This is a genomic window from Pseudomonas sp. BN515 (genome assembly GCF_029873155.1).
Classification (GTDB): domain Bacteria; phylum Pseudomonadota; class Gammaproteobacteria; order Pseudomonadales; family Pseudomonadaceae; genus Metapseudomonas.
This window is the reverse complement of the sequence record NZ_SSOH01000071.1, coordinates 76763-100983: the sequence shown is the minus strand read 5'-3', so window position 1 is coordinate 100983 and position 24221 is coordinate 76763. Positions and strand designations below refer to the sequence as shown.

The following is a 24221-nucleotide window of genomic DNA, read 5'->3' as shown; positions in this document are numbered from 1 at the left end:
CAACCCTCTCCCAAAGGGAGAGGGAGCAGCCTGTGCCAATCGGACAGTTCTCTGCTTTTCCTGTGGGGGCACCAAATGAAAAAACCGGCCGCAAGGGCCGGTTTTTCATTCTGGGCGTCGCCTGATCAGAAGCTCTCCCGATTCGGCCAGCGCCAGGTGCGCGGATCGTCGAGAGGATCCTCCCCGGCCGGTTCAGGCGCCCGGCCGGTGCCGCTCAAAAAAGCCGGTTGAGGCCGTCGAACGCTGCCACCCGGTAGGCTTCCGCCATGGTCGGGTAGTTGAAAGTGGTGTTGACGAAGTACTTGATGGTATTCGCCTCACCCTTCTGGTTCATGATCGCCTGGCCGATGTGCACGATCTCCGACGCCTGGTAGCCGAAGCAGTGGACGCCGAGGATTTCCAGGGTTTCGCGATGGAACAGGATCTTCAGCATGCCCACCGGCTCGTGGGAGATCTGCGCGCGGGCCATGCCCTTGAAGAAAGCCTTGCCCACTTCATAGGGGATCTTCGCCTGGGTGAGTTCGCGCTCGTTCTTGCCGATGGAGCTGATCTCCGGAATGGTGTAAATGCCGGTCGGCACATCGTCGACGAAGCGCCAGCTGTCATTCTCGACCGCGCTCCCGGCAGCCGAACGGCCCTGGTCGGCGGCGGCGCTGGCCAGGCTCGGCCAGCCGATCACATCGCCAGCGGCGAAGATGTTGCTGACTTCGGTGCGGTAGTACTGGTCGACGTTGATCTGGCCACGGCTGTTGACCTTGATGCCGATGTTTTCCAGGCCCAGCTTGTCGGTGTTGCCGGTACGGCCGTTGCACCACAGCAGGCAGTCGGCCTTGATCTTCTTGCCGGACTTGAGGTGCAGGATCACCCCATTCTCCAGACCCTCGATGCGCTCGTACTCCTCGTTGTGGCGAATGAGCACGTTGTTGTTGCGCAGGTGATAGCTCAGGGCGTCGGAAATCTCGTCGTCGAGGAAGCTGAGCAGCTGGTCGCGGTTATCGATCAGGTCCACCAGCACGCCCAGGCCGCTGAAGATGGAGGCGTATTCGGAACCGATCACACCGGCTCCGTAGATGATGATGCGGCGCGGCGTGTGGGTCAGGCTGAGGATGGTGTCGCTGTCGTAGATACGCGGGTGATGGAAGTCGACGTCTGCCGGGCGGTAGGGACGCGAGCCAGTGGCGACGATGATCTGCTTGGCCACCAGCTTTTCCACCACGCCGCTGGTGCAGACCACTTCCACGGTCTGTTCGTCATGGAAGCTGGCGGTGCCGAAGAACACATCGACGCGGTTACGCGCGTAGAAGCCGGTACGCGAGGCCACCTGCTTGGAGATCACCCGCTCGGCGCTCTTCAGTACGTCGGGGAACGAGAACCAGCGCGGCTCGCCGATCTGGCGGAACAGCGGGTTGGTGTTGTACTGCATGATCTGCCGTACCGAGTGGCGCAGGGCCTTGGACGGGATGGTGCCGAGGTGGGTGCAGTTGCCGCCGACCAGCGGGCGGTTGTCCACCACCGCCACCTTGCGACCAGCCTTGGCGGCGTTCATTGCCGCGCCCTCACCCGCCGGGCCGGAACCCAGCACCACTACGTCGTAGTTGTAGACAGCCATGCTTACTCCTCATAACGGGCCGGGGCGCCCTCTGGCGCCCCCGGCAAGGTCCGCGGCGAACCACACCGCGGAATTCGGAACCTGTTTCGGCGATCCCGGGCGGGACCCTGAACTGGCGTGCAGCTTAGCCGAGCCGCTTGGCGCTGCACATTAGCGCTTGGTCGCGTCGTAGGCGAGCGCTGAATCCACTACATCGCCCTCGCGGCGCACTTCTTCGCATTTCTCACGATTACCACCACAGATCGAGCATTCCTTTTCGATGCCGAGGTTGGCGATACCCCCACAGGAGCCGGCGATCGGCTTGCGTCCCATGATCACGCCGATGGCCATGCCCAGCACTACCAGCAGCATGATCACGAACACCAGAACGAAGGTCATGCTCACTTCTCCTCTTGCTCGAACAGTTCGTGGAAGCGGCTGCTGCCACGACTCCTGAATCCATCACCTTCGCGCGTTACGTAGAGCGCGGCGATGCCATGGCGCTCAGCAAAAGCCGCACCTTCCTCCGGCCCCAGCACCATCAGCAGGGTAGACAGGCCGTCCGCCCGTAGCGCCGACTCGTCCACCACAGTCACCGCCGCGAGGTTATGGCTGATCGGTGCCCCGGTCTTCGGGTCCAGCGTGTGGGAATAGCGCTTGCCATCCCTTACAAAGTAGTTGCGATAGTCGCCCGAGGTGGAAACGCCAAGCCCGTCCAGCTGAATGACTTGCTGCGCCACCTGGCGATCGTCGCGCGGCGCTTCGATGGCGATGCGCCAGGGCGCGCCGTCCGGCTTGCGACCGATGGCCTTGAGTTCACCGGTGATCTCCACCAGGGCGCTGCTGACACCCAGTTCACCAAGCCTTGCCACCACGCGATCGACGGCGTAGCCGGCGGCGATGCTGTTGAAGTCCAGCTGCACCGCCGCGTCCTTGCACAGCTCGGAACCCCGAATGGTCAAGTGCTGCTGGCCGACGTCAGCCTTGGCGGCAGCAATGGCTTCGGCGCTGGGCACCTGGTCGCCCTTGGACTGCGGACCGAAGCCCCAGAGATTGAGCAGCGGTTCCACCGTCATGTCGAAGGCGCCCGCGCTGTCCTTCGACAGTTCGCCGGCGAAGGAAACCAGTTCCAGCATCGAGGCTGGCAACGCCATGCAGCTGCCCGCAGGAAGGGCGTTGAAACGCTCCACCTCGGAATCGGCACGGTAGGTGGACATCTGCTGGTCGATCTCGGCCAGGATGCCCTCTACCTCGTTGCGCGCCTGCTCCACCGAGGGACCGGACGCGCTGCGCACATACTTCACCGAGTAGCTGCTGCCCATGGTTGGGCCGCCGAACTGCTCCAGGCGGTCGCTGCAGCCGGCCAGTAGCAAGCCGGCCGAAAGCAGGAAGGCGATGCGCTTAGCCACCGAAGTCATCCAGCAGGATGTTTTCCCGCTCCACACCAAGGTCGGTAAGCATCTTGATCACCGCGGCGTTCATCATCGGCGGGCCGCACATGTAGAACTCGCAATCCTCAGGGGCCGGGTGGTCCTTGAGGTAGTTCTCGTACAGGACGTTATGGATGAAGCCCTTCAGCCCCGTCCAGTTGTCCTCCGGCTGCGGGTCGGACAGCGCCAGGTGCCACTGGAAGTTGGGGTTTTCGGCCGCCAGTTGGTCGTACTCCTCGGTATAGAAGGCTTCGCGCAGGGAGCGCGCGCCATACCAGAAGCTGATATTGCGCTTGGACCCCAGGCGCTTGAGCTGGTCGAAGATGTGCGAACGCATGGGTGCCATGCCCGCGCCACCACCAATGAAGACCATCTCAGCTTCAGTGTCCTTGGCGAAGAACTCGCCGAAGGGACCGTAAACGGTGACCTTGTCGCCCGGCTTGAGGCTGAACACCCAGGAAGACATCTGCCCCGGTGGCAGGTCATCCTTGCCGGGAGGCGGCGAGGCGATGCGGATGTTGAATTTGACGATGCCCTTCTCGTCCGGGTAGTTGGCCATGGAGTACGCGCGGATAACCGTCTCGTCGACCTTGGACACGTACTTCCACTGGTTGAACTTGTCCCAGTCGCCCCGGTACTCAGGCTGGATGTCGAAGTCCTTGTAGGCCACCTGGTGAGGCGGGCACTCCAGCTGAACGTAGCCACCGGCACGGAAATCCACGCTCTCCCCTTCCGGCAGACGCAGGGTCAGCTCCTTGATGAAGGTGGCCACGTTGGGGTTGGACTCCACCGTGCACTCCCACTTCTTCACGCCGAAGACCTCTTCCGGCACTTCGATGTGCATGTCCTGCTTCACCGGCGTCTGGCAGGACAGGCGCCAGCCTTCCTTCGCCTGGCGGCGGGTGAAGTGGGATTCCTCGGTGGGCAGCATCTCGCCACCACCGCTTTCCACCACGCATTTGCACTGGGCACAGGTACCGCCACCACCGCACGCAGAAGAGAGGAAGACGTTATGGGATGCCAGGGTTTGCAGCAGCTTGCCGCCGGCCGGCACGGTGATGGTCCGCTCGCCGTTGATCACGATGTTCACATCGCCGCTGGAAACCAGCTTGGCGCGGGCCGCCAGGATGATCACCACCAGCCCGAGGACGATGGCGGTGAACATGCCAATGGCGAGGAATATTTCGAAACTCAGCATGTCCTTTCCTTAAAGCTGCACACCGGAGAACGACATGAAGCCGAGGGACATCAGGCCGATGGTGATGAAGGTGATGCCGAGGCCCTGAAGGCCTTCGGGGACATCGCTGTACTTCAACTTTTCGCGAATGCCCGCCAGCAGCGCAATGGCCAACGCCCAGGAGAAACCGGAGCCGATGCCGTAGACCACGCTTTCGCCGAGGTTGTAATCGCGCTCCACCATGAACAGCGAGCCGGCCATGATGGCGCAGTTCACCGTGATCAGCGGCAGGAACACGCCGAGGGCGTTGTAGAGCGAGGGTACGTACTTGTCGAGCAGCATCTCGAGGATCTGCACGATGGCGGCGATCACCCCGATGTAGCTGAGCAGACCGAGGAATGACAGATCCACATCCGGCAAGCCGGCCCAGGCCAGGGCGCCGTCTTTCAGCAACAGGCTATACAGCAGGTTGTTGGCCGGCACGGTGATGGCCTGCACCACGATCACCGCGATACCCAGGCCAATGGCGGTTTCCACCTTCTTCGAGATGGCGATGAAGGTGCACATGCCGAGGAAGAAGGCCAGGGCCATGTTCTCGACGAACACGGCCTTCACGAACAGGCTGAGGTAATGCTCCATCAGTAGGCCTCCTTGTTGGATACCTGGGGCGCGATCTTGTAGGCCGGCGCCTCTTTCTGCTCGGTCTTCCAGCTCCGCAGGGCCCAGATGATCAGGCCGATGAGGAAGAAGGCCGAGGGCGGCAGCAGGAGCAGGCCGTTGGGCTGGTACCAGCCGCCATCATTGATTACCGGCAGCACCTCGTAGCCCAGCAGCTTTCCGGCGCCGAACAGCTCGCGAATGATGCCGAGGACGATCAGCATGGCGCTGTAGCCCAGGCCGTTGCCGATTCCATCGAAGAACGACAGCAGCGGCGGATTGGCCATGGCAAAGGCTTCCGCGCGGCCCATCACGATGCAGTTGGTGATGATCAGGCCGACGAACACCGAGAGCTGCTTGGAAAGACTGAAGGCATAGGCCTTGAGGACCTGGTCCACCACTATTACCAGCGATGCGATGATCACCATCTGCACGATCATGCGGATCGAGCTGGGGATCTGGCTGCGGATCATCGAGATGAACAGGTTGGAGAAGCCGGTCACCAGGGTCAGGGCGATGGACATCACCAGCGCGGTCTTCAGGTTGGAAGTGACCGCCAGGGCCGAGCAGATGCCGAGGATCTGCAGGCCGATGGGGTTGTTGTGCAGGATCGGGTCCAGCAGGACCGATCGGATAGTGGGTTGCGCCATGTTCATGCCTCCCCGTCGTTCAGTTTGGCCAGGAAGGGGCCGAAGCCGTTCTTGCCCAGCCAGAAATGCAGCAGGTTGTTGACGCCCTTGCTGGTCAGCGTCGCACCGGCAAGACCGTCGACCTGGTGACTGGCGTTTGGCGACTGCGCGTCGACGCTGCCCTTGATGATCTGGATCGCCAGTTGGCCCTGCTCATCGAACAGGCTCTTGCCATTCCACAGCGCCTTCCATTTCGGGTTGTCCACTTCGCCACCGAGCCCTGGAGTCTCGCCATGCTGGTAGAAGCCGAGGCCGACCACGGTATTGAGGTCGCCCTTGAGCGCCAGGAAGCCGTACAGGGTCGACCAGAGACCGTAGCCACGCACCGGCAGGATCAGGGTCTGCAGCTTGCCCTCCTGCTCGACCAGGTAGACGGTGCTGAAGCGCTCGCGGCGCTTGATAGAAGCGATGTCCTGCTCGGCCGGCAGCGCGTCGGAGAGCTCCGGGTCCTTGGCGGCTTTCAGCGGATCGAAGCCGGCGGCCTGGATCGCATCGGCGAAATCGCCGGTGGAGAGGTCCACCACCTTCGCACTGATGCGCTCGGCATAGAGCTTCCTCACCTCGTCAGCGGACATGCCTGGCTGACCCAGGCCGGCAATGGCGAGGATGCTGCGCTGCTTGTCCAACTCGCGGTTTTCCACCTGAATGGGCTTAAGCGCTACCGCACCGCCAGCCACGAACACGGAGCACACCAGGCAGACCACCAGGGCCACCATCAGGGTGCGGACAGTGGATTCTTTCTGGTTAGCCATTACGTGCCAGCCTCCGCTTGATATTGGCCTGGACGACGAAATGGTCGATCAGCGGCGCGCACAGGTTGGCGAAGAGGATCGCCAGCATCATGCCTTCCGGGAAGGCTGGGTTGACCACGCGGATCAACACCACCATCAGGCCGATCAGCGCGCCGAACAACCATTTGCCGGTATTGGTCATGGACGCGGACACCGGATCGGTCGCCATGAACATCATGCCGAACGCGAAGCCACCCAGGACCAGGTGCCAGTACCAGGGCATGGCGAACATCGGGTTGGTGTCCGAACCGATGGTGTTGAACAGCCAACTGGTGGCGATCATCCCCAGCATCACGCCGGCGACGATGCGCCAGGCTGCGATACGGGTGACCAGCAGCACGCCGCCGCCAATCAGGATGGCCAGCGTGCTGGTTTCGCCGATGGAGCCCTGGATGGTGCCGAGGAACGCGTCCATCCAACTGATGCCGTGGCCGACGATGTTCTCGACGCCGCCTGCAGCGCCCAGGCTCAGGGAAGTGGCGCCGGCGAAACCGTCCACCGCCGTCCACACCTCGTCCCCGGAAATCTGCGCGGGATAGGCGAAGAAGAGGAAGGCGCGACCGGCCAGCGCCGGGTTGAGGAAGTTCTTGCCGGTGCCGCCGAAGACTTCCTTGCCCAGCACCACGCCGAAGCTGATGCCCAGCGCCACCTGCCAGAGAGGGATGCTCGGCGGCAGCGTCAGGGCGAAGAGCACGGAGGTGACGAAGAAGCCTTCGTTCACTTCATGCCGGCGAATGGAGGCGAACAGCACTTCCCAGAAGCCGCCGACGATGAAGGTCACGGCGTAGATGGGCAGGAACCAGGCAGCGCCCTGGATAAAGTTGTCCCACAGGCTGTTCGGGTCGAAACCAGCCAGCGAACCGATCAGGGCGAAGCGCCAGCCCTCCTGGGCCGCCAGCAGCTCGGGGCTCTGCGCGAATACCAGGTTGGCCTGGTAGCCGACGTTCCACATGCCGAAGAACATCGCCGGGAAGGTGCAGAGCCAGACGGTGATCATCATGCGCTTGAGGTCGATGCCGTCGCGCACATGGGCCGTGGTGCGGGTCACGTTGGCGGGGCGATAGAAAAAGGTATCTACCGCCTCGTACAACGCGTACCACTTTTCATAGCGACCGCCCTGCTCGAAGTTGTGCTCGATGCGGTCGAGGAATTTTCTAAGGCCCATTTCAGCCCTCCTTCTCGATACGGCTGAGGTTGTCCCGCAGGATCGGGCCGTACTCGTACTTGCCGGCACAGACGTAACTGCACAGGGCCAGGTCTTCTTCGTCCAGCTCCAGGCAGCCGAGCTTCTGGGCCATTTCGGTATCGCCGACGATCAGGTAGCGGAGCAACTGCGTGGGCAGGATGTCCAGGGGCATCACCGACTCGTAGTTGCCAACCGGCACCATGGCGCGCGGGCTGCCGTTGGTGGTGGTGCTGAAGGCGAACTTGCGGCCGCCCAGCAATTTGGAAACGAAGATGTTCAGTACCGAGTGCTTGTTCATCCCGGCGCGCAGGTAGTGCAGCAGCTCGCGGTCATTACCTTCGCGCAGGCAGGACACCTGCAGGTGATAACGGCCGAGGTAGGCGCAAGCGCCGCGGGAGGTGCGACCGCCCAGCAGCGAGCCGGACACCACGCGGTTGGCACCGGGTTGTAGTTCGCCAGCGGTCAGCTCTTCCAGGCTGGCACCGAGGCGAGTGCGCACCAGGCGCGGCTTCTCCACCACGGGCCCCGCCAGGGACACCACGCGCTCCACCCAGAGGCGGCCAGTGGTGAACAGCTTGCCGATGGCGATCACATCCTGATAGCCGATGTGCCAGACGCTCTTGCTGGCGCTTACCGGATCGAGGAAATGAATGTGGGTGCCGGGCAGGCCTGCCGGATGCGGCCCGGCGAAGGATTCGCTGCGAACCTGGGCCAGGCCTTCGCCCGGCAACACGGTCCCTTCGGCCTTGCAGAGGAATACGCGGGCCAGGCGGGCGAGCACCTTGAGGCCATGCTCGAAGTCGGCGGAATGCTCGGCAATCACCAGGGCGGGATCGGCGGCCAGCGGGTGGGTGTCCATGGCCGTGACGAAGATGGAACTCGGTGTGGCGTCGATGGCCGGGACGCGGCTGAACGGTCGCGTGCGCAGCGCAGTCCAGAGGCCGGAGCGGATCAGGTTGTCACGCACGTGCTCGGGGACGAGCTGATCGAGCTGCCCGACGGCGTAGTGCTCGAAGAGGACTTCGTCCTCGCCGTCGAGGTCGATCACCACCGACTGCAGCACGCGCTGCTCGCCGCGATGGATGGCGCTGATCACCCCAGCCCCCGGCGCGGTGAAGAGCACTCCGGGGGTTTTCTTGTCGGAGAACAGTGGCTGGCCGAGTTTGACCCGATCCCCCACCTGGACGTCCATGGTCGGCTTCATGCCGTGATAATCGAAGCCGATGACGGCGACGCTGCGAACCGGGCGCCCTGCCTCGATTCGCTGGACCGGCTCACCTGCCACCGGCAGGTCCAGTCCTCGCTTGATTCTGATCATAGGTTTCGCCTGAAACAGAAGTGCTTCCCGGCCCAGCCCACTGGCCAAAAGACCAGCATCGCGCCAGGCAAGACCTGGCACGAATGTGCTGAATTCCGAACGATTAAGGGGCGGATTATAGAGAGCGCGCACCAGCAGCGCCAACCAAAGGCTTTCTTTTCAGGGACTTAGGAAATATCAGGCAACAAGGCGTCCGCTTCTGAACGAAGGGTCATCACCACGCCCCAATCAAAAACGGGAGCCAGAGGCTCCCGTTTACTTGTCCGCAATGGGCTTCAGTGGGCGGTCGCGCGTGCCGCGGAACGCTTGAAGTAGTAGCAGACGCCGATCAGGGCCAGCCAGAAGGGAATGGCATAGACCGACACATTGATGCCCGGAATCATCAGCATCACGCCGAGGATCAGCGCCACGAACGCCAGGCACAGGTAGTTGCCAAGCGGGTACCAGAGCGCCTTGAAGGAGGGCTCGATACCTTGGGCAACCATGCTCTTGCGGAACTTCAGGTGGGACAGACTGATCATCGCCCAGTTGATCACCAGGGCCGCTACCACCAGCGCCATCAGCAGTTCCAGGGCCTTCTGCGGTGCAAGGTAGTTCACGACCACACAGAGGAAGGTGATCAGTGCGGAGAGACCAATGGCAAGTACCGGTACGCCGCGGTCATCCACCTTCATCAGCGCCTTGGGCGCATCGCCCTGCTCGGCCAGACCGTAGAGCATGCGACTGTTGGCATAGACACCGCTGTTGTAGACCGACAGGGCTGCGGTCAATACCACGAAGTTCAGGATATGGGCTGCAGCATCGCTGCCGATCAGCGAGAAAATCTGCACGAAGGGGCTGCCGCTGTAGGGATCGCCCGCAGCGTTCAGGGTCTCCAGCAGCCTGTCCCAGGGATAGAGCATCAGCAGCACGCTGAGGGCGCCAATGTAGAAAATCAGGATGCGGTAGATGACCTGGTTGACGGCCTTGGGAATCACCTTCTTCGGCTCGCTGGCTTCAGCAGCGGTAATGCCGATCAATTCCAGGCCACCGAAGGAGAACATGATGATGGCCAACACCATCACCAGGCCTTCAAGGCCGTTGGGGAAGAAACCGCCGTGGCTCCAGAGGTTGCTCACCGCCGCCTGCTCACCGCCAGTGCCGCTGACCAGCAGGTAGATACCCAGGATGATCATGCCGATGATGGCCACCACCTTGATCAGGGCGAACCAGAATTCCGCCTCACCGAAGACCTTCACGTTGGCCAGGTTGATCAGGTTGATCAGCACGAAAAACACCGCCGCCGACACCCAGGTGGGAACCTCCGGCCACCAGAACTGGATGTACTTGCCCACGGCTGTCAGCTCGGCCATGCCCACCAGGACGTACAGCACCCAGTAGTTCCAGCCGGAGAGGAAGCCCGCATAGCCGCCCCAGTACTTGTGGGCGAAGTGGCTGAAGGAGCCGGCCACGGGTTCTTCGACGATCATCTCGCCGAGCTGACGCATGATCAGGAATGCGAAGAAGCCGGCAATGGCGTAGCCGAGAATCATCGACGGTCCCGCCGACTTGAGCACCCCGGCCGAGCCCAGGAACAGGCCGGTACCGATGGCGCCGCCCAGCGCGATTAGCTGGATGTGGCGGTTTTTCAGGCCCCTTTTGAGCGGCCCCTGGTGAAGGTGATGTCCTTCCATCTGGGTAATCCCCAAGCGATTCTTGTTATCCGATTACAGACGTAAAAATGAAAAACGGGAGCCCGAGAGCTCCCGTTTTTCACAGATCACAACTTACTGAGGGAAGGACGGCGGATTCACGCCTGCCATGTCTTCCATCACGCGCACTACCTGGCAGCTGTAACCGAACTCGTTGTCGTACCAGACGTACAGGACAACGCGGTTGTCGTTGCAGATGGTGGCTTCAGCATCGACCACACCGGCGTGGCGGGAACCGACGAAGTCGGAGGACACCACTTCCTGGGAGGAGACGTAATCGATCTGCTTGTGCAGATCCGAATGCATGGCCGCCTGGCGCAGGTATTCGTTGATCTCGTCGCGGCTGGTGGCCTTCTCCAGGTTCAGGTTCAGGATCGCCATGGAGACGTTCGGCGTCGGAACGCGGATGGCGTTGCCGGTCAGCTTGCCCTTCAGCACCGGCAGGGCCTTGGCGGCGGCGGTGGCGGCACCGGTCTCGGTGATCACCATGTTCAGCGGAGCGCTGCGGCCGCGACGGCTGCCCTTGTGGAAGTTGTCGATCAGGTTCTGGTCGTTGGTGTACGAGTGAACGGTTTCGACGTGGCCGTTGACGATGCCGAACTGATCGTTGACTGCCTTCAGCACCGGCACGATGGCGTTGGTGGTGCAGGAAGCGGCGGAGACGATCTTGTCGTCGGCAGTGATGTCGCCGTGGTTGATGCCGTGAACGATGTTCTTCAGAGCACCCTTGCCCGGAGCGGTCAGCACGACGCGGTCGATACCCGGGCACTTCAGGTGCTGGGCCAGGCCGTCGGCGTCACGCCATTTGCCGGTGTTGTCGACCAGCAGGGCGTTCTTGATGCCGTAGGCGGTGTAGTCGATCGAGGCGGGATCGTTGGAGTAGATCACCTGGATCAGGTTGCCGTTGGCGGTCAGGGTGTTGTTTTCTTCGTCGATGACGATGGTGCCGTCGAACGGACCGTGTACGGAGTCACGGCGCAGCAGGCTGGCACGCTTGACCAGGTCGTTCTCGGCGCCCTTGCGGACGACGATGGCGCGCAGGCGCAGGCCGTCGCCACCACCGGTCTTCTCGATCAGGATGCGCGCCAGCAGGCGGCCGATGCGGCCAAAGCCGTACAGGACGACGTCGGTGCCTTCGCGGGCAGCGCCGTTCTGCTTGCCAACCACGTCGGCCAGCTCGTCCTTGGTGAACTGCTCGATGCTGCGGCCATTACCTTCGGCCTTGAACTTGGCAACCATCTTGCCCAGGTCCACGGAAGCGGCGCCCAGCTTGAGCTCGCTCATGGCCTTGAGGATCGGGAAGGTTTCGTGAACCGACAGCTCGGCTTCATCCGCGAGGCGGTGACGAGCAAAGCGGTGGGCCTTGAGGATGGCGATCACGGAGCGGTTGATCAGGCCACGGCCATAGATCGAAGTCACAACATTGTTGTTGCGATACAGCTGGCCAATCATCGGAATCATGGCTTCCGCGAGGGCTTCACGATCGATCCATTCACCGAGACACTGGTCGGGCTTCTGAGTCACGGGCAGTACCTTCCACATGTAGGGGATGAAAAAAGGGGCTACATTATGACGGCGCACGCAGGCGCCGGCAATCAGCAGCGGGCCCAACACTGACATCCGCTAGTCGGGATAGTTACAATCCGCCGATCTTTTTCCGACCGGAGCCACCTTGCCCGTGTCCGTACTGCGCCTTCCGCCTCTTCCCTCCGCCGCCGGCAAGCAACATTGGGGCAATCTGCCCGGTGCCGCCCTGAGCCTGGCTATTGCCGAAGCCGCCAGCGCCGGCAAGCGGTTCACCCTGCTGCTGACCGCCGACAGTCAGACTGCCGAGCGCCTGGAGCAGGAACTGGGTTTCTTCGCCCCGGACCTGGACGTCCTGCACTTCCCCGACTGGGAAACCCTGCCCTACGACCTGTTCTCGCCGCACCAGGACATCATTTCCCAGCGCGTCGACACCCTTTACCGGCTGCCCGAGGTCAAGCGCGGCGTACTGGTGGTGCCCATCACCACCGCCCTGCACCGACTGGCGCCCACACGCTTCCTGCTGGGTTCCAGCCTGGTGCTGGACGTCGGCCAGAAGCTCGATGTGGAGCAGATGCGACTGCGCTTCGAGGCTGCCGGCTACCGTTGCGTGGACACGGTGTACGAACACGGCGAGTTCGCCGTCCGCGGCGCCCTGATCGACCTGTTCCCCATGGGCAGCGACCTGCCCTATCGCATCGACCTGTTCGATGACGAGATCGAAACCCTGCGCACCTTCGACCCGGAAACCCAGCGCTCGGTGGACAAGGTGGAGTCCATCCGCCTGCTGCCGGCCCGCGAGTTCCCGCTGGACAAGAAGGCCGTCACCGATTTCCGTGGTCGCTTCCGCGAGCGCTTCGACGTCGACTTCCGTCGCTGCCCCATTTACCAGGATCTGGCCAGCGGCATCACGCCGGCGGGTATCGAGTACTACCTGCCGCTGTTCTTCGAAGAGTCGGCGACCCTGTTCGACTACCTGCCAGCGGACACCCAGGTGTTCTCCCTGCCTGGCATCGAGCAAGCCGCCGAGCAGTTCTGGACTGACGTCCGCAGCCGCTACGAGGAACGCCGCGTCGACCCGGAACGCCCGCTGGTGCCGCCCGCCGAACTGTTCCTCCCGGTGGAAGACTGCTTCGCCCGCCTGAAAGGCTCGCCCCGCCTGGTTCTGAGCCAGGAAGACGTCGAGCCGGGCGTCGGCCGCGAACGCTTCTCCGCCCGCGCCCTGCCGGATCTTGCCATCCAGGCCAAGGCCACCGAGCCGATGGCAGCGCTGCGTCGCTTCATCGAGGAGTTTCCCGGTCGCGTGCTGTTCAGCGCCGAATCCGCCGGCCGCCGCGAAGTGCTGCTGGAAATGCTCGCCCGCCTCAAGCTGCGTCCGCAGGAGGTGGACGGTTGGCCGGACTTCGTCGCCAGCTCCGAGCGCCTGGCCATCACCATCGCGCCGCTGGATGAGGGGCTGTTGCTGGACGACCCGGGCCTGGCGCTGATCGCCGAAAGCCCGCTGTTCGGCCAACGGGTGATGCAGCGTCGCCGCCGCGAACGCCGCAGCGACGCCGGCGACAACGTGATCAAGAACCTTGCCGAGCTGCGCGAAGGCGCGCCCGTGGTGCACATCGACCACGGTGTTGGCCGCTACCTGGGCCTGATCACCCTGGAAATCGACGGCCAGGCCGCCGAATTCCTCGCCCTGCAGTACGCCGAGGAAGCCAAGCTCTACGTGCCGGTGGCCAGCCTGCACCTGATCGCCCGCTATACCGGCAGCGACGACGCCCTGGCGCCCTTGCATCGCCTGGGCTCGGAAGCCTGGCAGAAGGCCAAGCGCAAGGCCGCCGAACAGGTCCGTGACGTCGCCGCCGAACTGCTGGACATCTACGCCCGCCGCGCCGCCCGCGAAGGTTATGCCTTCAAGGATCCGAAGGCCGACTACGCCACCTTCTCCGCCGGCTTCCCCTTTGAGGAAACCCCGGACCAGCAGGCCGCCATCGAAGCCGTGCTGGCCGACATGCTCGCGCCCAAACCCATGGATCGCCTGGTGTGTGGCGACGTCGGCTTCGGCAAGACCGAAGTCGCCATGCGCGCCGCCTTCGTCGCGGTGCACAGCGGCAAGCAGGTCGCCGTACTGGTGCCCACCACCCTCCTCGCCCAGCAGCACTACAACAGCTTCCGCGATCGCTTCGCCGACTGGCCGGTAACAGTGGAAGTGATGAGCCGCTTCAAGTCGGCCAAGGAAGTGGAAGGCGCGGCGCAGCAGCTGTCCGAAGGCAAGATCGACATCATCATCGGCACCCACAAGCTGCTGCAGGATGACGTGCGCTTCAAGAACCTGGGCCTTGCCATCATCGACGAAGAACATCGCTTCGGCGTGCGCCAGAAGGAACAGCTGAAGTCCCTGCGCAGCGAGGTGGATATCCTCACCCTCACCGCCACGCCCATTCCGCGAACGCTGAACATGGCCGTGGCCGGCATGCGCGACCTGTCCATCATTGCCACGCCGCCGGCGCGCCGGCTGTCGGTACGCACCTTTGTGATGGAAAGGCAGAAAACCGCGATCAAGGAAGCGCTGCTCCGCGAGCTGCTGCGCGGTGGCCAGGTCTACTACCTGCACAACGAGGTAGCGACCATCGAGAAATGCGCCGCCGAGCTGGCCGAACTGGTGCCCGAGGCGCGCATCGCCGTCGGCCACGGCCAGATGCGCGAACGCGAACTCGAACAGGTGATGAGCGACTTCTACCACAAGCGCTTCAACGTGCTGGTGGCCTCGACCATCATCGAAACCGGCATCGACGTGCCCAGTGCCAACACCATCGTCATCGAGCGTGCCGACAAGTTCGGCCTGGCCCAGCTTCACCAGCTGCGCGGTCGCGTCGGCCGCAGCCACCACCAGGCATACGCCTACCTGCTGACGCCGCCACGCAAGCAGATGACCCCGGACGCCGAGAAGCGCCTGGAAGCCATCGCCAACGCCCAGGACCTGGGCGCCGGTTTCGTGCTGGCCACCCATGACCTGGAAATCCGTGGCGCCGGCGAACTCCTCGGCGACGGCCAGAGCGGCCAGATCCAGGCCGTCGGCTTCACCCTCTACATGGAAATGCTCGAACGCGCGGTGAAGGCCATCCGCAAGGGCGAACAGCCCAACCTGGAACAACCCCTGGGTGGCGGGCCGGAAATCAACCTGCGGGTTCCGGCGCTGATCCCCGAGGATTACCTGCCCGACGTCCACGCACGCCTGATCCTGTACAAGCGCATCGCCTCGGCTGCGGACGAAGACGGCCTGAAGGAACTGCAGGTGGAGATGATCGACCGCTTCGGCCTGCTGCCCGAACCCAGCAAGCACCTGGTGCGTCTGACACTCCTCAAGCTGCAGGCGGAGAAGCTCGGCATCAAGAAGGTCGATGCCGGCCCGCAAGGTGGCCGCATCGAGTTCGCCGCCGACACCTGCGTCGACCCGCTGGTATTGATCAAGCTGATCCAGGGCCAGCCCAAGCGCTACAAGTTCGAAGGCGCCACCCTGTTCAAGTTCCAGGTGCCCATGGAGCGCCCGGAAGAACGCTTCAACACCCTCGAAGCCCTGTTCGAACGCCTGACCCCGCAGTAGTCTGCGGAATGATTGCCCCTATAAGGAACAACCCATGCGTGCCATTCGTAACTTCGCCCTGCTGCTCGCCCTGCTGACCCCCGCAGCTTTCGCCGACGGCCTCTATTCGGTGGAAATGATCATCTTCCGCCAGTCCGGCGATCCGATTCCCGCCAGCCAGCCGGCGCCGGACGACTGGGCCGCGGGCAGCCAGTCCATCGAAGGCAACGAGCGCGGAACCGCGCTGGACGGCGAAGCGGCGAAGCTCAATCCCAACGCCGGTTACGAAGTGCTGCTGCACAAGGCCTGGTCGCAGAACCTGTCCGCCACTCCGAACATGGTCTCGGTGACCTCCGGCGAACAGCAGCTCGGCCATTACCCGGTGGAAGGCACCCTGGCACTCACTCTCGATCGCAGCGTCGATGCCCAGGCCGACTTCTGGATCAACCAGTTCGACGGCAGCGGCCTGATCAGCAGCAGCGAGCGCCTGCGTCAGGGCACCCGGCTGAAGAACGGAGAACTGACCTTTCTCGACCACGGCAACCTGGGCATCCTGATCCGCGTCAGCCCGCTCTAAGGCACCATGAGTGCCCTGCTCGACCAACTGAGGCAACTGGACTGGCGCCTGGACTTCGATCCAGGCGCCATTTCCCGTGGCCTCAAATACGCCACGGAAGACCGCATCCGGCTGCTCAGCCTGAGCGACAAGGCCATCGAGACCAGTTGCGAAGGCTCCGAAGGCCACTTCTACACGCAGCGAATCCGACTCGCCCCCAAAGGCCTGGGCGTGGTCGGCAATTGCAGCTGCCCGGTGAACTACAACTGCAAACACTGCGTCGCCGCCATCATGGTCTTACTGGCGCAGCCCGCCGACGGCTGGCAGCCGCCACCGCCCCCGACCGAGCGCCTGGTAGACGACCTGCAGCCGCTGCCGCACCTGATCCTCGGCAGTCACGCCCAGAGCCAGTACGACCTGCGCAGTGGGCGCATGGTGGGCAGCCAGCAGCATCGCGCCGGCCTGATCTTCGAATACGGCAGCGCACAGATTCATGGCAAGACGACGAAACCGGAGCGGCTGCATCACCGCAGCAACGGCGAACGTCTATCCATCGCCCGCCATCCCCGAGCCGAACAGGCCTGGCGTGATGTCCTGCGCCAACTCGGATTCAAGGAGGCCCTGCGGCAAAGCCTGGCGCTTCCTGCCAACAGTGCGGAAATGTTCGAGCTGCCCAGCGACGAGCAGTGGCTGCACTTCATGCGCGAACAACTGCCGGCACTGCGCGAACAGGGCTGGAAAATCGATATTCGCCCAGGTTTCCAGTTCGACCTTACCCAGGTGGAAGGCTGGTACGCCGAAGTCGACGAGGCGCCGGGCCGCGAGTGGTTCGACCTGGAACTGGGTATCGTCGTCGAGGGCCGTCGCATCAGCCTGCTGCCGGTTCTCCTGCGCCTGATCCAGCGCAACCCCGAATTGCTCGACCCGCAGAACCTGCAACGACGCAAGGACGACGACCAGTTGCGACTGCAGCTGGATGCCACGCGTGCCGTCGATGGCCGCCCGCTACAGGTGATGCTGCCGTTTTCCCGCCTCAAGCCGGTGCTGACCACCTTGGGCGAGCTCTACCAGCGCGACCAGGATCCGACCCAGAGCCTGCGCCTGTCCCGACCCGATGCCGCGCGACTGAGTCAGCTGGAAGGCCTCGACCTGCACTGGCAGGGCGGCGACGAGCTACGCGAGCTGGCGCGCAAGCTGCGCGACAGCGGCACGGTCACTATCACTCCACCCAAGGGCCTGAATGCCGAACTCCGTCATTACCAGTTGGAGGGCCTTGCCTGGCTGCAAACCCTGAGGGACGTCAACGCCGGCGGCATCCTGGGTGACGACATGGGCCTGGGCAAGACCCTGCAAACACTTGCCCATCTGCTGCTGGAAAAGGAGAGCGGCCGCCTCGATCGGCCGGCCCTGGTGGTCATGCCCACCAGCCTCATTCCGAACTGGCTCGACGAGGCGGAGCGCTTCGCACCGGACCTGCGCGTGCTTGCCCTGCACGGCCCCGGCCGCAAGAAGGCGTTCGAGCAGATGGCAGAGCACGACCTGCTGCTCACCACCTACGCGCTACTCCCCCGGGATCTGGAGCATTTCGCCGAACTGCCGCTGCACCTGTTGATCCTCGACGAAGCGCAATTCATCAAGAACCCCACCAGCAAGGCGGCCCAGGCGGCGCGCCAGCTGGAAGCCCGCCAACGGCTCTGCCTCACCGGTACGCCGCTGGAGAATCATCTGGGCGAACTCTGGTCGCTCTTCCATTTCCTGATGCCGGGCTGGCTCGGGGACAGCCAGAGCTTCCTGCGCAATTACCGCAATCCCATCGAAAAACACGGCGACGCCACCCGCCTCGCCCATCTCAATGCGCGCCTCAAGCCCTTTCTGCTGCGTCGCAGCAAGGAAGCGGTGGCCACCGAGCTACCGGCCAAGAGCGAAATTACCCAATGGGTCGAACTCAGCGACCGCCAGCGCGACCTGTATGAAACCGTACGGCTGGCGATGGATCACAAGGTGCGCGACGAGATCGACCGCAAGGGCCTCGCACGCAGCCAGATCGTGATCCTTGAAGCCCTGCTGAAGCTGCGCCAGGTGTGCTGCGACACCCGCCTGATCGAAGAGAGCGACACCCGCACGCGCGGCAGCAGCTCAGGCAAGCTGGACAGCCTGATGGAAATGCTGGAGGAACTGATCGCCGAGGGACGCAAGGTGCTGCTGTTCTCCCAGTTCACCAGCATGCTCGCCCTGATCGAGGACGAGCTGCGCAAGCGCAGCATCGACTATGTGCAGATCACCGGCGATACCCGCGACCGGCGCACGCCGGTGCAGCGCTTCCAGAATGGCGAGGTTCCGCTGTTCCTGATCAGCCTCAAGGCAGGCGGCACCGGCCTCAACCTCACCGCCGCCGACACGGTGATCCACTACGACCCCTGGTGGAACCCGGCAGTGGAACGCCAGGCAACCGACCGCGCCTATCGCATCGGCCAGGACAAGCCGGTTTTCGTCTATCGGCTGATTTCGCGGGGAACGGTGGAAGAGAAGATCCAGCAGTTGCAGGCGCAGAAGGCGGCGCTAGCACGAGGCATTCTGAACGGTCGCGAGAAGGAGGGCTGGCGATTGGCCGAAGAAGACATCGATGCCCTCTTCGCCCCCCTGCCCCGTTTCACCTGAAGCGCCAAGGTGGAACAGGCCGCCTTTGAGGCGTGCTGACTCACTTGTGATTCAGCACGCCAACGGCTGAAAGGCCTCAGCCTTTCAGCACGTGAGCCAGGACGCTACGCACCTTGCCGATGCCCTCGGCCAAGGCGGCCTCGATCTCGGCCATGGTGATGATGCCGTCGGATTTGCCGGCGGCAGGATTGACCACCAGCGACAGGCAGGCATAAGGCAGGTTCAACTCACGCGCCAGGGCCGCCTCCGGCATGCCGGTCATGCCGACGATGTCGCAGCCGTCGCGCTCCAGGCGGGCGATCTCAGCCACGGTTTCCAGGCGCGGGCCTTGGGTGCAGCCATAGACGCCAAAATCACTGTGCGGGAAGTCGCAGGCGTTCAGGGCCGCCAGCAGTCGGGCACGCAGTTCTTCGTCATAGGGATGGCTGAAATCGATATGGGTGACGTGATCCAGGTCGCCCTCGAAGAAGGTACCGATACGCCCGTGGGTGTAGTCGATCACCTGATGCGGCACAACCAGGTGGCCGCTCCCCATGGCCGGATGGATGCCGCCCACCGCGTTCACCGCAATTACCGCCTGGGCACCAGCATGTCTGAGGGCCCAGAGGTTGGCGCGATAGTTCACCTGATGAGGCGGAATCCGGTGCGGATGACCGTGACGGGCCAGGAACAGCACGTCATGCCCGGCGTATGAGCCATGGACAATGCCTGCCGACGGCGCGCCGTAGGGCGTTTCAGGGTTGAGCAGGGCTTTCATGCTCAGGCCTTCGAGCTGGGTCAGGCCTGTTCCACCAATAATGGCGTAGACGGTCATGTCGGTTCCTCAATCGATCAACTGAGCATCGCGCAGAGCCGCAACGGCCTGCAGCCAGCGGGGATCCTGGCGGTATTCGGTGCCTGGGAAGGCGCGACGGCGCATCCGCGCCAGGCTGGCCGGCGGCTTGGCGCCGAGACGCTGCAGACGTGCCAGGGCCAGCTCGGCCGAAGCACGGTCGTTGCATACCAGCCCCATGTCGCAACCGGCGGTCAGCGCCGCTTCGATACGCTCGGCGGCATCGCCCACCACATGGGCGCCCGCCATGGAGAGATCATCACTGAAGATGACGCCGGAGAATTTCAGCTCGCCGCGCAGGATTTCCTGCAGCCAGCGCCGGGAGAAGCCGGCGGGCTGATTATCCACCTGCGGATAAATCACGTGCGCCGGCATCATGCCGTCCAGCTCGGAAGCCAGACGGGCAAAGGGAACCAGGTCGCTCTGGCGAATCTGCTCCAGGCTGCGCTCGTCGGTAGGGATGGCCACATGGGAGTCGGCCTCCGCCCAGCCGTGGCCGGGGAAGTGTTTGCCGGTAGCGGCCATGCCAGCCTGACGCAGGCCACGGATGAAGGCACCCGCCAGGCGCGCGGCGCGCTCCGGGTCGCCTTCGAACGCGCGGCTGCCGACTACTGCACTGCGCTGGTGGTCGAGGTCCAGAACCGGGGCGAAGCTGATGTCCAGGCCAACGGCGAGCACTTCGGTCGCCATCAACCAGCCACACTGCTCCGCCAACTGCTCGGCGTTGTCGTTGTCGGCAAGGGCACGCATGGCGGGCAGGCGCAGGAAGCCTTGGCGCAGGCGCTGCACGCGGCCGCCTTCCTGGTCGACCGCGAGGATTAGATCGGGGCGAACAGCGCGGATGGAAGCACAGAGCTCACGCACCTGGCGCGGGCTTTCGATGTTGCGGGCAAAGATGATCAGACCGGCGACTTCCGGCTGACGGAGGATCTGCCGATCCTCGGCGGTCAGCCAGGTGCCACCGATATCCAGCATCAGGGAACCTTGCATGGAAAATCCTTAAAAGAGTTGTGCCGCCGCCCAGTCCGGGCAAGGCGCTTCGTCTATGCGTACCGCACAGTGGACGGGCACGCGATCGAAGAGTTCCAGCACGTCCGCGTTGCGCAGACGAATGCAACCATGGGATAGCGGTACACCCATGGGTTCAGTGTCCGGCGTGCCGTGTAGATAGATATAGCGGCGGAAGCTATCCACCCGTCCGAGGCGATTGCGGCCAGGCTCGCACCCGCTCAGCCAGAGGATGCGGGTGAGAATCCAGTCCCTTCCGGGAAAGCGCTGATGCAGCTCGGCATTCCAGACCTCACCGGTCCAGCGCCGCCCACGCAGGACAGCACCAAGGGGCAAGCCGTCGCCAATGCGCGCGCGGATCTGGTGCAATCCCCGGGGTGTGCAGTTGGAACCATTGGTTTCGCCCGCGCCATTCAGGGCGGTGGAGACAGGCATGCGCAGCACCAACTGCCCCTTGGCGAAGCCATAGAGCTGCTGGTCAGCGATGGAGATATGCAGGAGATCGAGGTTTTGCATGGGCCGCAAGCTTAGCCGATCAGCCAGCCTGCGCCCAAGTGGAATTAAGCCTTGGCGGACGCTGCCGGCGCCTTGTTGCGCGGCTTGAGCACCGCACTGGCCAACGCGTCGTCGGTGACTCCGGTTTCGGCACGCATGCCGGCGGCCAGGAACGGCACCATCAGTCGCATCACCTGCTCGATGGAGGTGTTCACGCCAAAGTCGGTTTCCGCCATCGCGCGCAGCGCCTTGATCCCCGACATGCTGAACGCCGCGGCGCCGAGCATGAAATGCACGCGCCAGAAGAGCTCAAGCGGCGGCACCCTGGGCGCGGATTCGTTCACCAGCAGCATGTAGCGGCGGAACACCTTGCCGTAAACCTCTTCGAGGTACTTGCGCAGGTGGCCCTGGCTCTGACTGAATGCAAGTCCGAGCAGGCGCATGAAGATTGATAGGTCGTTGCCACTGCGGGGCTTTACTGCCAGGGCCTGCTCGACGAGCATTTCCAGCAGTTCTTCGAGGCTGGCCTTGCTCTCCGCCTTGGATTGGCGGCGGTCCAGCTCTCGTTCTAGGCTCTGGCAGAACGGACCGAGAAAGCGCGAGAAGACTGCCTGGATCAGCGCCTTCTTCGAGCCAAAGTGATAGTTCACAGCCGCCAGGTTGACCCCGGCCTTGCTGGTGATCAGGCGCAACGAAGTCTCGGCGAAGCCTTTCTCCGCGAACAGCTGTTCCGCAGCATCCAGAATGCGTTCTACGGTTTCCGACTGGGCCATGGCTCCTCCGCCTGACAAACACTTGTTTGAAACATACGTTTCAGCCAGCCAGCTTGTCAAGCCGTGCTCACCATTATCTGACGCAACGGTCATTCCCCTGGCCAGATGACTTTCCCGACCACTGGTCAGCCCCTCGCCTTTCCAACCTTGCAAAAGAAGCGTTGCCAAGGCCGGAGCACTGTATATAATTCCAGTCACTGTATAAAAAGACAGAGCGCCACCATGCTGAAACTGACGCCCCGCCAAGCCGAGATTCTCGCATTCATCAAGCGCTGCCTTGAAGACAACGGCTTCCCCCCGACCCGCGCGGAAATTGCCCAGGAGCTTGGCTTCAAGTCCCCCAATGCCGCCGAAGAGCACCTCAAGGCCCTGGCCCGCAAGGGCGCAATCGAGATGACGCCAGGCGCCTCTCGCGGCATTCGCATCCCCGGATTCGAACCCGGCAACAATGAAGTCGATGGCCTTCCAGTGATCGGCCGGGTTGCTGCTGGCGCGCCGATTCTGGCCCAGCAGAACATCGAAGAATCCTGCCGCATCAACCCCGACTTCTTCCATCCCCGCGCCGACTACCTGCTACGTGTCCGCGGCATGTCGATGAAAGATATCGGTATCTATGACGGCGATCTGTTGGCCGTACACAGCACCCGCGAAGCCCGCAACGGACAGGTGGTCGTTGCTCGCCTGGGCGAAGAAGTCACCGTCAAGCGCTTCAAGCGTGAAGGCGAAAAGGTCTGGCTGATCGCCGAGAACCCCGAGTTCGCCCCCATCGAAGTGAACCTGGATGAACAGGATCTGGTGATTGAAGGTTTGAGTGTCGGCGTGATCCGCCGCTAAAGGAGGCGTTATGCAGTTCCCGCAGTCGCTTGGTCGGTCCCAGCTTCCCCTGTTTCACGACGCCATCCTGGCCAATCCCGTGGTACCGATGCTGACCGAAGTGGTCGAAGATCCGCGCCCGGAAGAGCCGGAAGCGTTCAGCGAACTATCCCTGCGCGGCGCCACCGGGCACTGCCGGAACCTCCTGGCCTCGGTATTGCGGGAATTAAGCGAGGAACAGGACGCCCGCTGGCTGACGCTGATCGGCGCCCCCTCGGGCCTGACCCGCGACTGGCTGCGCGAATCCGGACTCAACCGGGAACGCATCCTGATCCTGCAGCCACGCGGCGAGCAAAGTGCTCTCGAACTGACTTGCGAAGCCCTTCGGCTGGGCCGCAGCCACACCGTCGTCAGCTGGCTGCGCCTGGGGCAGAAGGCCAAGCAGCAACTGGCTCACGCCGCACGCCAAGGCGGCGCACAGAGCCTGAATATCCTGTTGGGTTGATTGAGCGCCGGGAACAGGGAAGACCTGGGCCCTGTGACATCAGACGGTAACCGAATCAGCGGAAGATCCGGCTCCGGAGATCAATGCAGGACGCGCGGACCTTCGTGATGGTCCATATCACCTTCGGCCAGACGACCAGCCATCTGAACGCCAACATTCAGCATGGCCTTGGCGACTTCCAGATGGTGCCCCTGAAGGAACGCCTTGGCATCAGCGGAGAAATCCAGCGTCACCAATGCTTCCTCGTCCTCGGCCCGGCGCAGGATGATGCGCCCGTCAGGCAGTTCGACTATTTCCAGAAAGGACGTTGGCATAGGTTCATATCTCCACGAAAGCGGCCATTGTACCAGCGCGCCGCCAGCACGCCCTAGCCCGTCGATCAAATCAGCATTCGCTGAGCGTTTCCCGGAAGCGCAAGGCGAGGGATTTCAGATTCTGCCTCCACGCCTCAAGGCACTCCCGCGACAGCGGCGCCTCTTCCTCTTCCAAGCTGACTGCAGTAATCAGCGGCAAGGTCGGATCAACCTTGGCCTGCCTGGGCGCCTGCGGCGGCTGGAACAGCGCGGAATAGGCAGCAAGGAGTTCAGCCAACCAGGTTTCCCGCTGCTGGGCGAGCTCCACCAGCTCAGCCAGCTCAGGACTGGGGGCAGCAGCCAGCACTTCTTGCGTCAGCAGTAATTCGACGCGAGGAGCGTTGGCTTCCGGAAGACGGTAGTAACCAGCGATCTCATGGCACAAGCCGAGCAACGCACCGTAGAGGTGGAAGAGCGATGCTTCCCGCTCGGATTGCACCAGCGCCTGGGCGTTCATCGCCCTGCCCTCCTCCGCCTTGCGCCAGGATTCCAGCGACAGGCCGGCGAAGAAGATCTTCTGGTTGGTGCGGGTATAAAGCTCGTGGGCCATGACGGCACCCTCCACAGGTGATTCGGGCAGTATATGCGCGCCCGGTGCCGGGC

At 63.3% G+C, this 24221-nt stretch carries 22 protein-coding genes; 5 read left to right on the top strand and 17 right to left on the bottom strand.

Going from position 1 to position 24221, the window contains the following annotated elements; all coding sequences use genetic code 11:
• Positions 1 to 214: 214 nt before the first annotated feature.
• The 11 genes from sthA to E8E91_RS17475 all read right to left on the bottom strand — a co-directional run bounded on the left by sthA (position 215) and on the right by E8E91_RS17475 (position 12069).
• On the bottom strand, positions 215 to 1609 hold the full coding sequence (gene sthA, locus E8E91_RS17525; protein WP_280366146.1) for a Si-specific NAD(P)(+) transhydrogenase: 1395 nt from the start codon (positions 1607 to 1609) through the stop codon (positions 215 to 217).
• A 150-nt stretch (positions 1610 to 1759) separates the two neighbouring features.
• Positions 1760 to 1987, bottom strand: coding sequence for a (Na+)-NQR maturation NqrM (nqrM, locus tag E8E91_RS17520; RefSeq protein WP_280366148.1), 228 nt, complete (start codon positions 1985 to 1987; stop codon positions 1760 to 1762).
• A gap of 2 nt (positions 1988 to 1989) precedes the next feature.
• A complete protein-coding gene (locus E8E91_RS17515) occupies positions 1990 to 2997 on the bottom strand; it encodes an FAD:protein FMN transferase (RefSeq protein ID WP_280377302.1) in 1008 nt (335 codons plus the stop codon).
• A complete protein-coding gene (nqrF, locus tag E8E91_RS17510) occupies positions 2990 to 4216 on the bottom strand; it encodes an NADH:ubiquinone reductase (Na(+)-transporting) subunit F (protein ID WP_280377300.1) in 1227 nt (408 codons plus the stop codon). Before nqrF ends, E8E91_RS17515 begins: the two co-directional genes overlap by 8 nt.
• Positions 4217 to 4225: 9 nt before the next feature.
• A complete protein-coding gene (gene nqrE, locus E8E91_RS17505) occupies positions 4226 to 4834 on the bottom strand; it encodes an NADH:ubiquinone reductase (Na(+)-transporting) subunit E (RefSeq protein WP_151133027.1) in 609 nt (202 codons plus the stop codon).
• Positions 4834 to 5508: an NADH:ubiquinone reductase (Na(+)-transporting) subunit D gene (locus E8E91_RS17500; RefSeq protein ID WP_280377296.1), complete on the bottom strand. Its 675-nt coding sequence runs from the start codon at positions 5506 to 5508 to the stop codon at positions 4834 to 4836. The genes nqrE and E8E91_RS17500 overlap by 1 nt, the downstream gene beginning before the upstream one ends.
• A complete protein-coding gene (locus E8E91_RS17495) occupies positions 5505 to 6293 on the bottom strand; it encodes a Na(+)-translocating NADH-quinone reductase subunit C (protein WP_280377294.1) in 789 nt (262 codons plus the stop codon). The genes E8E91_RS17500 and E8E91_RS17495 overlap by 4 nt, the downstream gene beginning before the upstream one ends.
• Positions 6286 to 7497, bottom strand: a complete 1212-nt coding sequence (locus E8E91_RS17490; RefSeq protein ID WP_280377291.1) for an NADH:ubiquinone reductase (Na(+)-transporting) subunit B — start codon at positions 7495 to 7497, stop codon at positions 6286 to 6288. The genes E8E91_RS17495 and E8E91_RS17490 overlap by 8 nt, the downstream gene beginning before the upstream one ends.
• Before the next feature lies 1 nt (position 7498).
• The gene (locus E8E91_RS17485) at positions 7499 to 8836 is read right to left on the bottom strand and encodes a Na(+)-translocating NADH-quinone reductase subunit A (protein WP_280377289.1); all 1338 of its coding nucleotides are present in this window, start codon (positions 8834 to 8836) and stop codon (positions 7499 to 7501) included.
• Positions 8837 to 9111: 275 nt separating this feature from the next.
• Positions 9112 to 10509 carry an amino acid permease gene (locus E8E91_RS17480; RefSeq protein WP_190828432.1) on the bottom strand — a complete coding sequence of 466 codons (1398 nt, stop codon included), beginning with the start codon at positions 10507 to 10509 and terminating at the stop codon, positions 9112 to 9114.
• Between the two features lie 93 nt (positions 10510 to 10602).
• On the bottom strand, positions 10603 to 12069 hold the full coding sequence (locus E8E91_RS17475; RefSeq protein ID WP_280366263.1) for a glyceraldehyde-3-phosphate dehydrogenase: 1467 nt from the start codon (positions 12067 to 12069) through the stop codon (positions 10603 to 10605).
• A gap of 136 nt (positions 12070 to 12205) precedes the next feature.
• Here E8E91_RS17475 and mfd point away from each other — a divergent pair, with 136 nt between their 5' ends.
• Genes mfd through E8E91_RS17460 form a run of 3 tightly spaced genes read left to right on the top strand, consistent with a single transcriptional unit; the run spans position 12206 to position 18839 of the window.
• On the top strand, positions 12206 to 15646 hold the full coding sequence (mfd, locus tag E8E91_RS17470; RefSeq protein ID WP_280377286.1) for a transcription-repair coupling factor: 3441 nt from the start codon (positions 12206 to 12208) through the stop codon (positions 15644 to 15646).
• A gap of 34 nt (positions 15647 to 15680) precedes the next feature.
• Positions 15681 to 16202 carry a CsiV family protein gene (locus E8E91_RS17465; protein ID WP_280377284.1) on the top strand — a complete coding sequence of 174 codons (522 nt, stop codon included), beginning with the start codon at positions 15681 to 15683 and terminating at the stop codon, positions 16200 to 16202.
• Positions 16203 to 16208: 6 nt separating this feature from the next.
• Positions 16209 to 18839 (top strand): DEAD/DEAH box helicase, encoded by a 2631-nt coding sequence (locus tag E8E91_RS17460; RefSeq protein ID WP_280377281.1) that lies wholly within the window; start codon positions 16209 to 16211, stop codon positions 18837 to 18839.
• Between the two features lie 76 nt (positions 18840 to 18915).
• Here the strand turns inward: E8E91_RS17460 and E8E91_RS17455 are convergent, their stop codons facing one another.
• The 4 genes from E8E91_RS17455 to E8E91_RS17440 are packed head-to-tail and all read right to left on the bottom strand — an operon-like array spanning position 18916 to position 21947.
• On the bottom strand, positions 18916 to 19653 hold the full coding sequence (locus tag E8E91_RS17455) for an S-methyl-5'-thioinosine phosphorylase (RefSeq protein WP_280366167.1): 738 nt from the start codon (positions 19651 to 19653) through the stop codon (positions 18916 to 18918).
• A 9-nt stretch (positions 19654 to 19662) separates the two neighbouring features.
• Positions 19663 to 20661: a beta-N-acetylhexosaminidase gene (gene nagZ, locus E8E91_RS17450; RefSeq protein WP_280377278.1), complete on the bottom strand. Its 999-nt coding sequence runs from the start codon at positions 20659 to 20661 to the stop codon at positions 19663 to 19665.
• A gap of 9 nt (positions 20662 to 20670) precedes the next feature.
• On the bottom strand, positions 20671 to 21195 hold the full coding sequence (locus E8E91_RS17445; protein WP_280377276.1) for a L,D-transpeptidase: 525 nt from the start codon (positions 21193 to 21195) through the stop codon (positions 20671 to 20673).
• Between the two features lie 44 nt (positions 21196 to 21239).
• On the bottom strand, positions 21240 to 21947 hold the full coding sequence (locus E8E91_RS17440; RefSeq protein WP_280377274.1) for a TetR/AcrR family transcriptional regulator: 708 nt from the start codon (positions 21945 to 21947) through the stop codon (positions 21240 to 21242).
• 222 nt (positions 21948 to 22169) lie between these two features.
• On the opposite strand from E8E91_RS17440, the gene lexA reads away from it, so the two are divergent.
• Complete coding sequence (gene lexA / locus E8E91_RS17435) at positions 22170 to 22781, top strand: transcriptional repressor LexA (RefSeq protein ID WP_280366174.1); 612 nt, start codon at positions 22170 to 22172, stop codon at positions 22779 to 22781.
• Positions 22782 to 22791: 10 nt separating this feature from the next.
• Positions 22792 to 23265 carry an SOS-induced cell division inhibitor SulA gene (sulA, locus tag E8E91_RS17430; RefSeq protein ID WP_280377271.1) on the top strand — a complete coding sequence of 158 codons (474 nt, stop codon included), beginning with the start codon at positions 22792 to 22794 and terminating at the stop codon, positions 23263 to 23265.
• A gap of 80 nt (positions 23266 to 23345) precedes the next feature.
• Here sulA and E8E91_RS17425 read toward each other — a convergent pair whose 3' ends face one another.
• Positions 23346 to 23579, bottom strand: a complete 234-nt coding sequence (locus E8E91_RS17425; protein WP_151133013.1) for a hypothetical protein — start codon at positions 23577 to 23579, stop codon at positions 23346 to 23348.
• Positions 23580 to 23649: 70 nt separating this feature from the next.
• On the bottom strand, positions 23650 to 24168 hold the full coding sequence (locus tag E8E91_RS17420) for a DUF6586 family protein (RefSeq protein ID WP_280377268.1): 519 nt from the start codon (positions 24166 to 24168) through the stop codon (positions 23650 to 23652).
• Between the last annotated feature and the right edge of the window lie 53 nt (positions 24169 to 24221).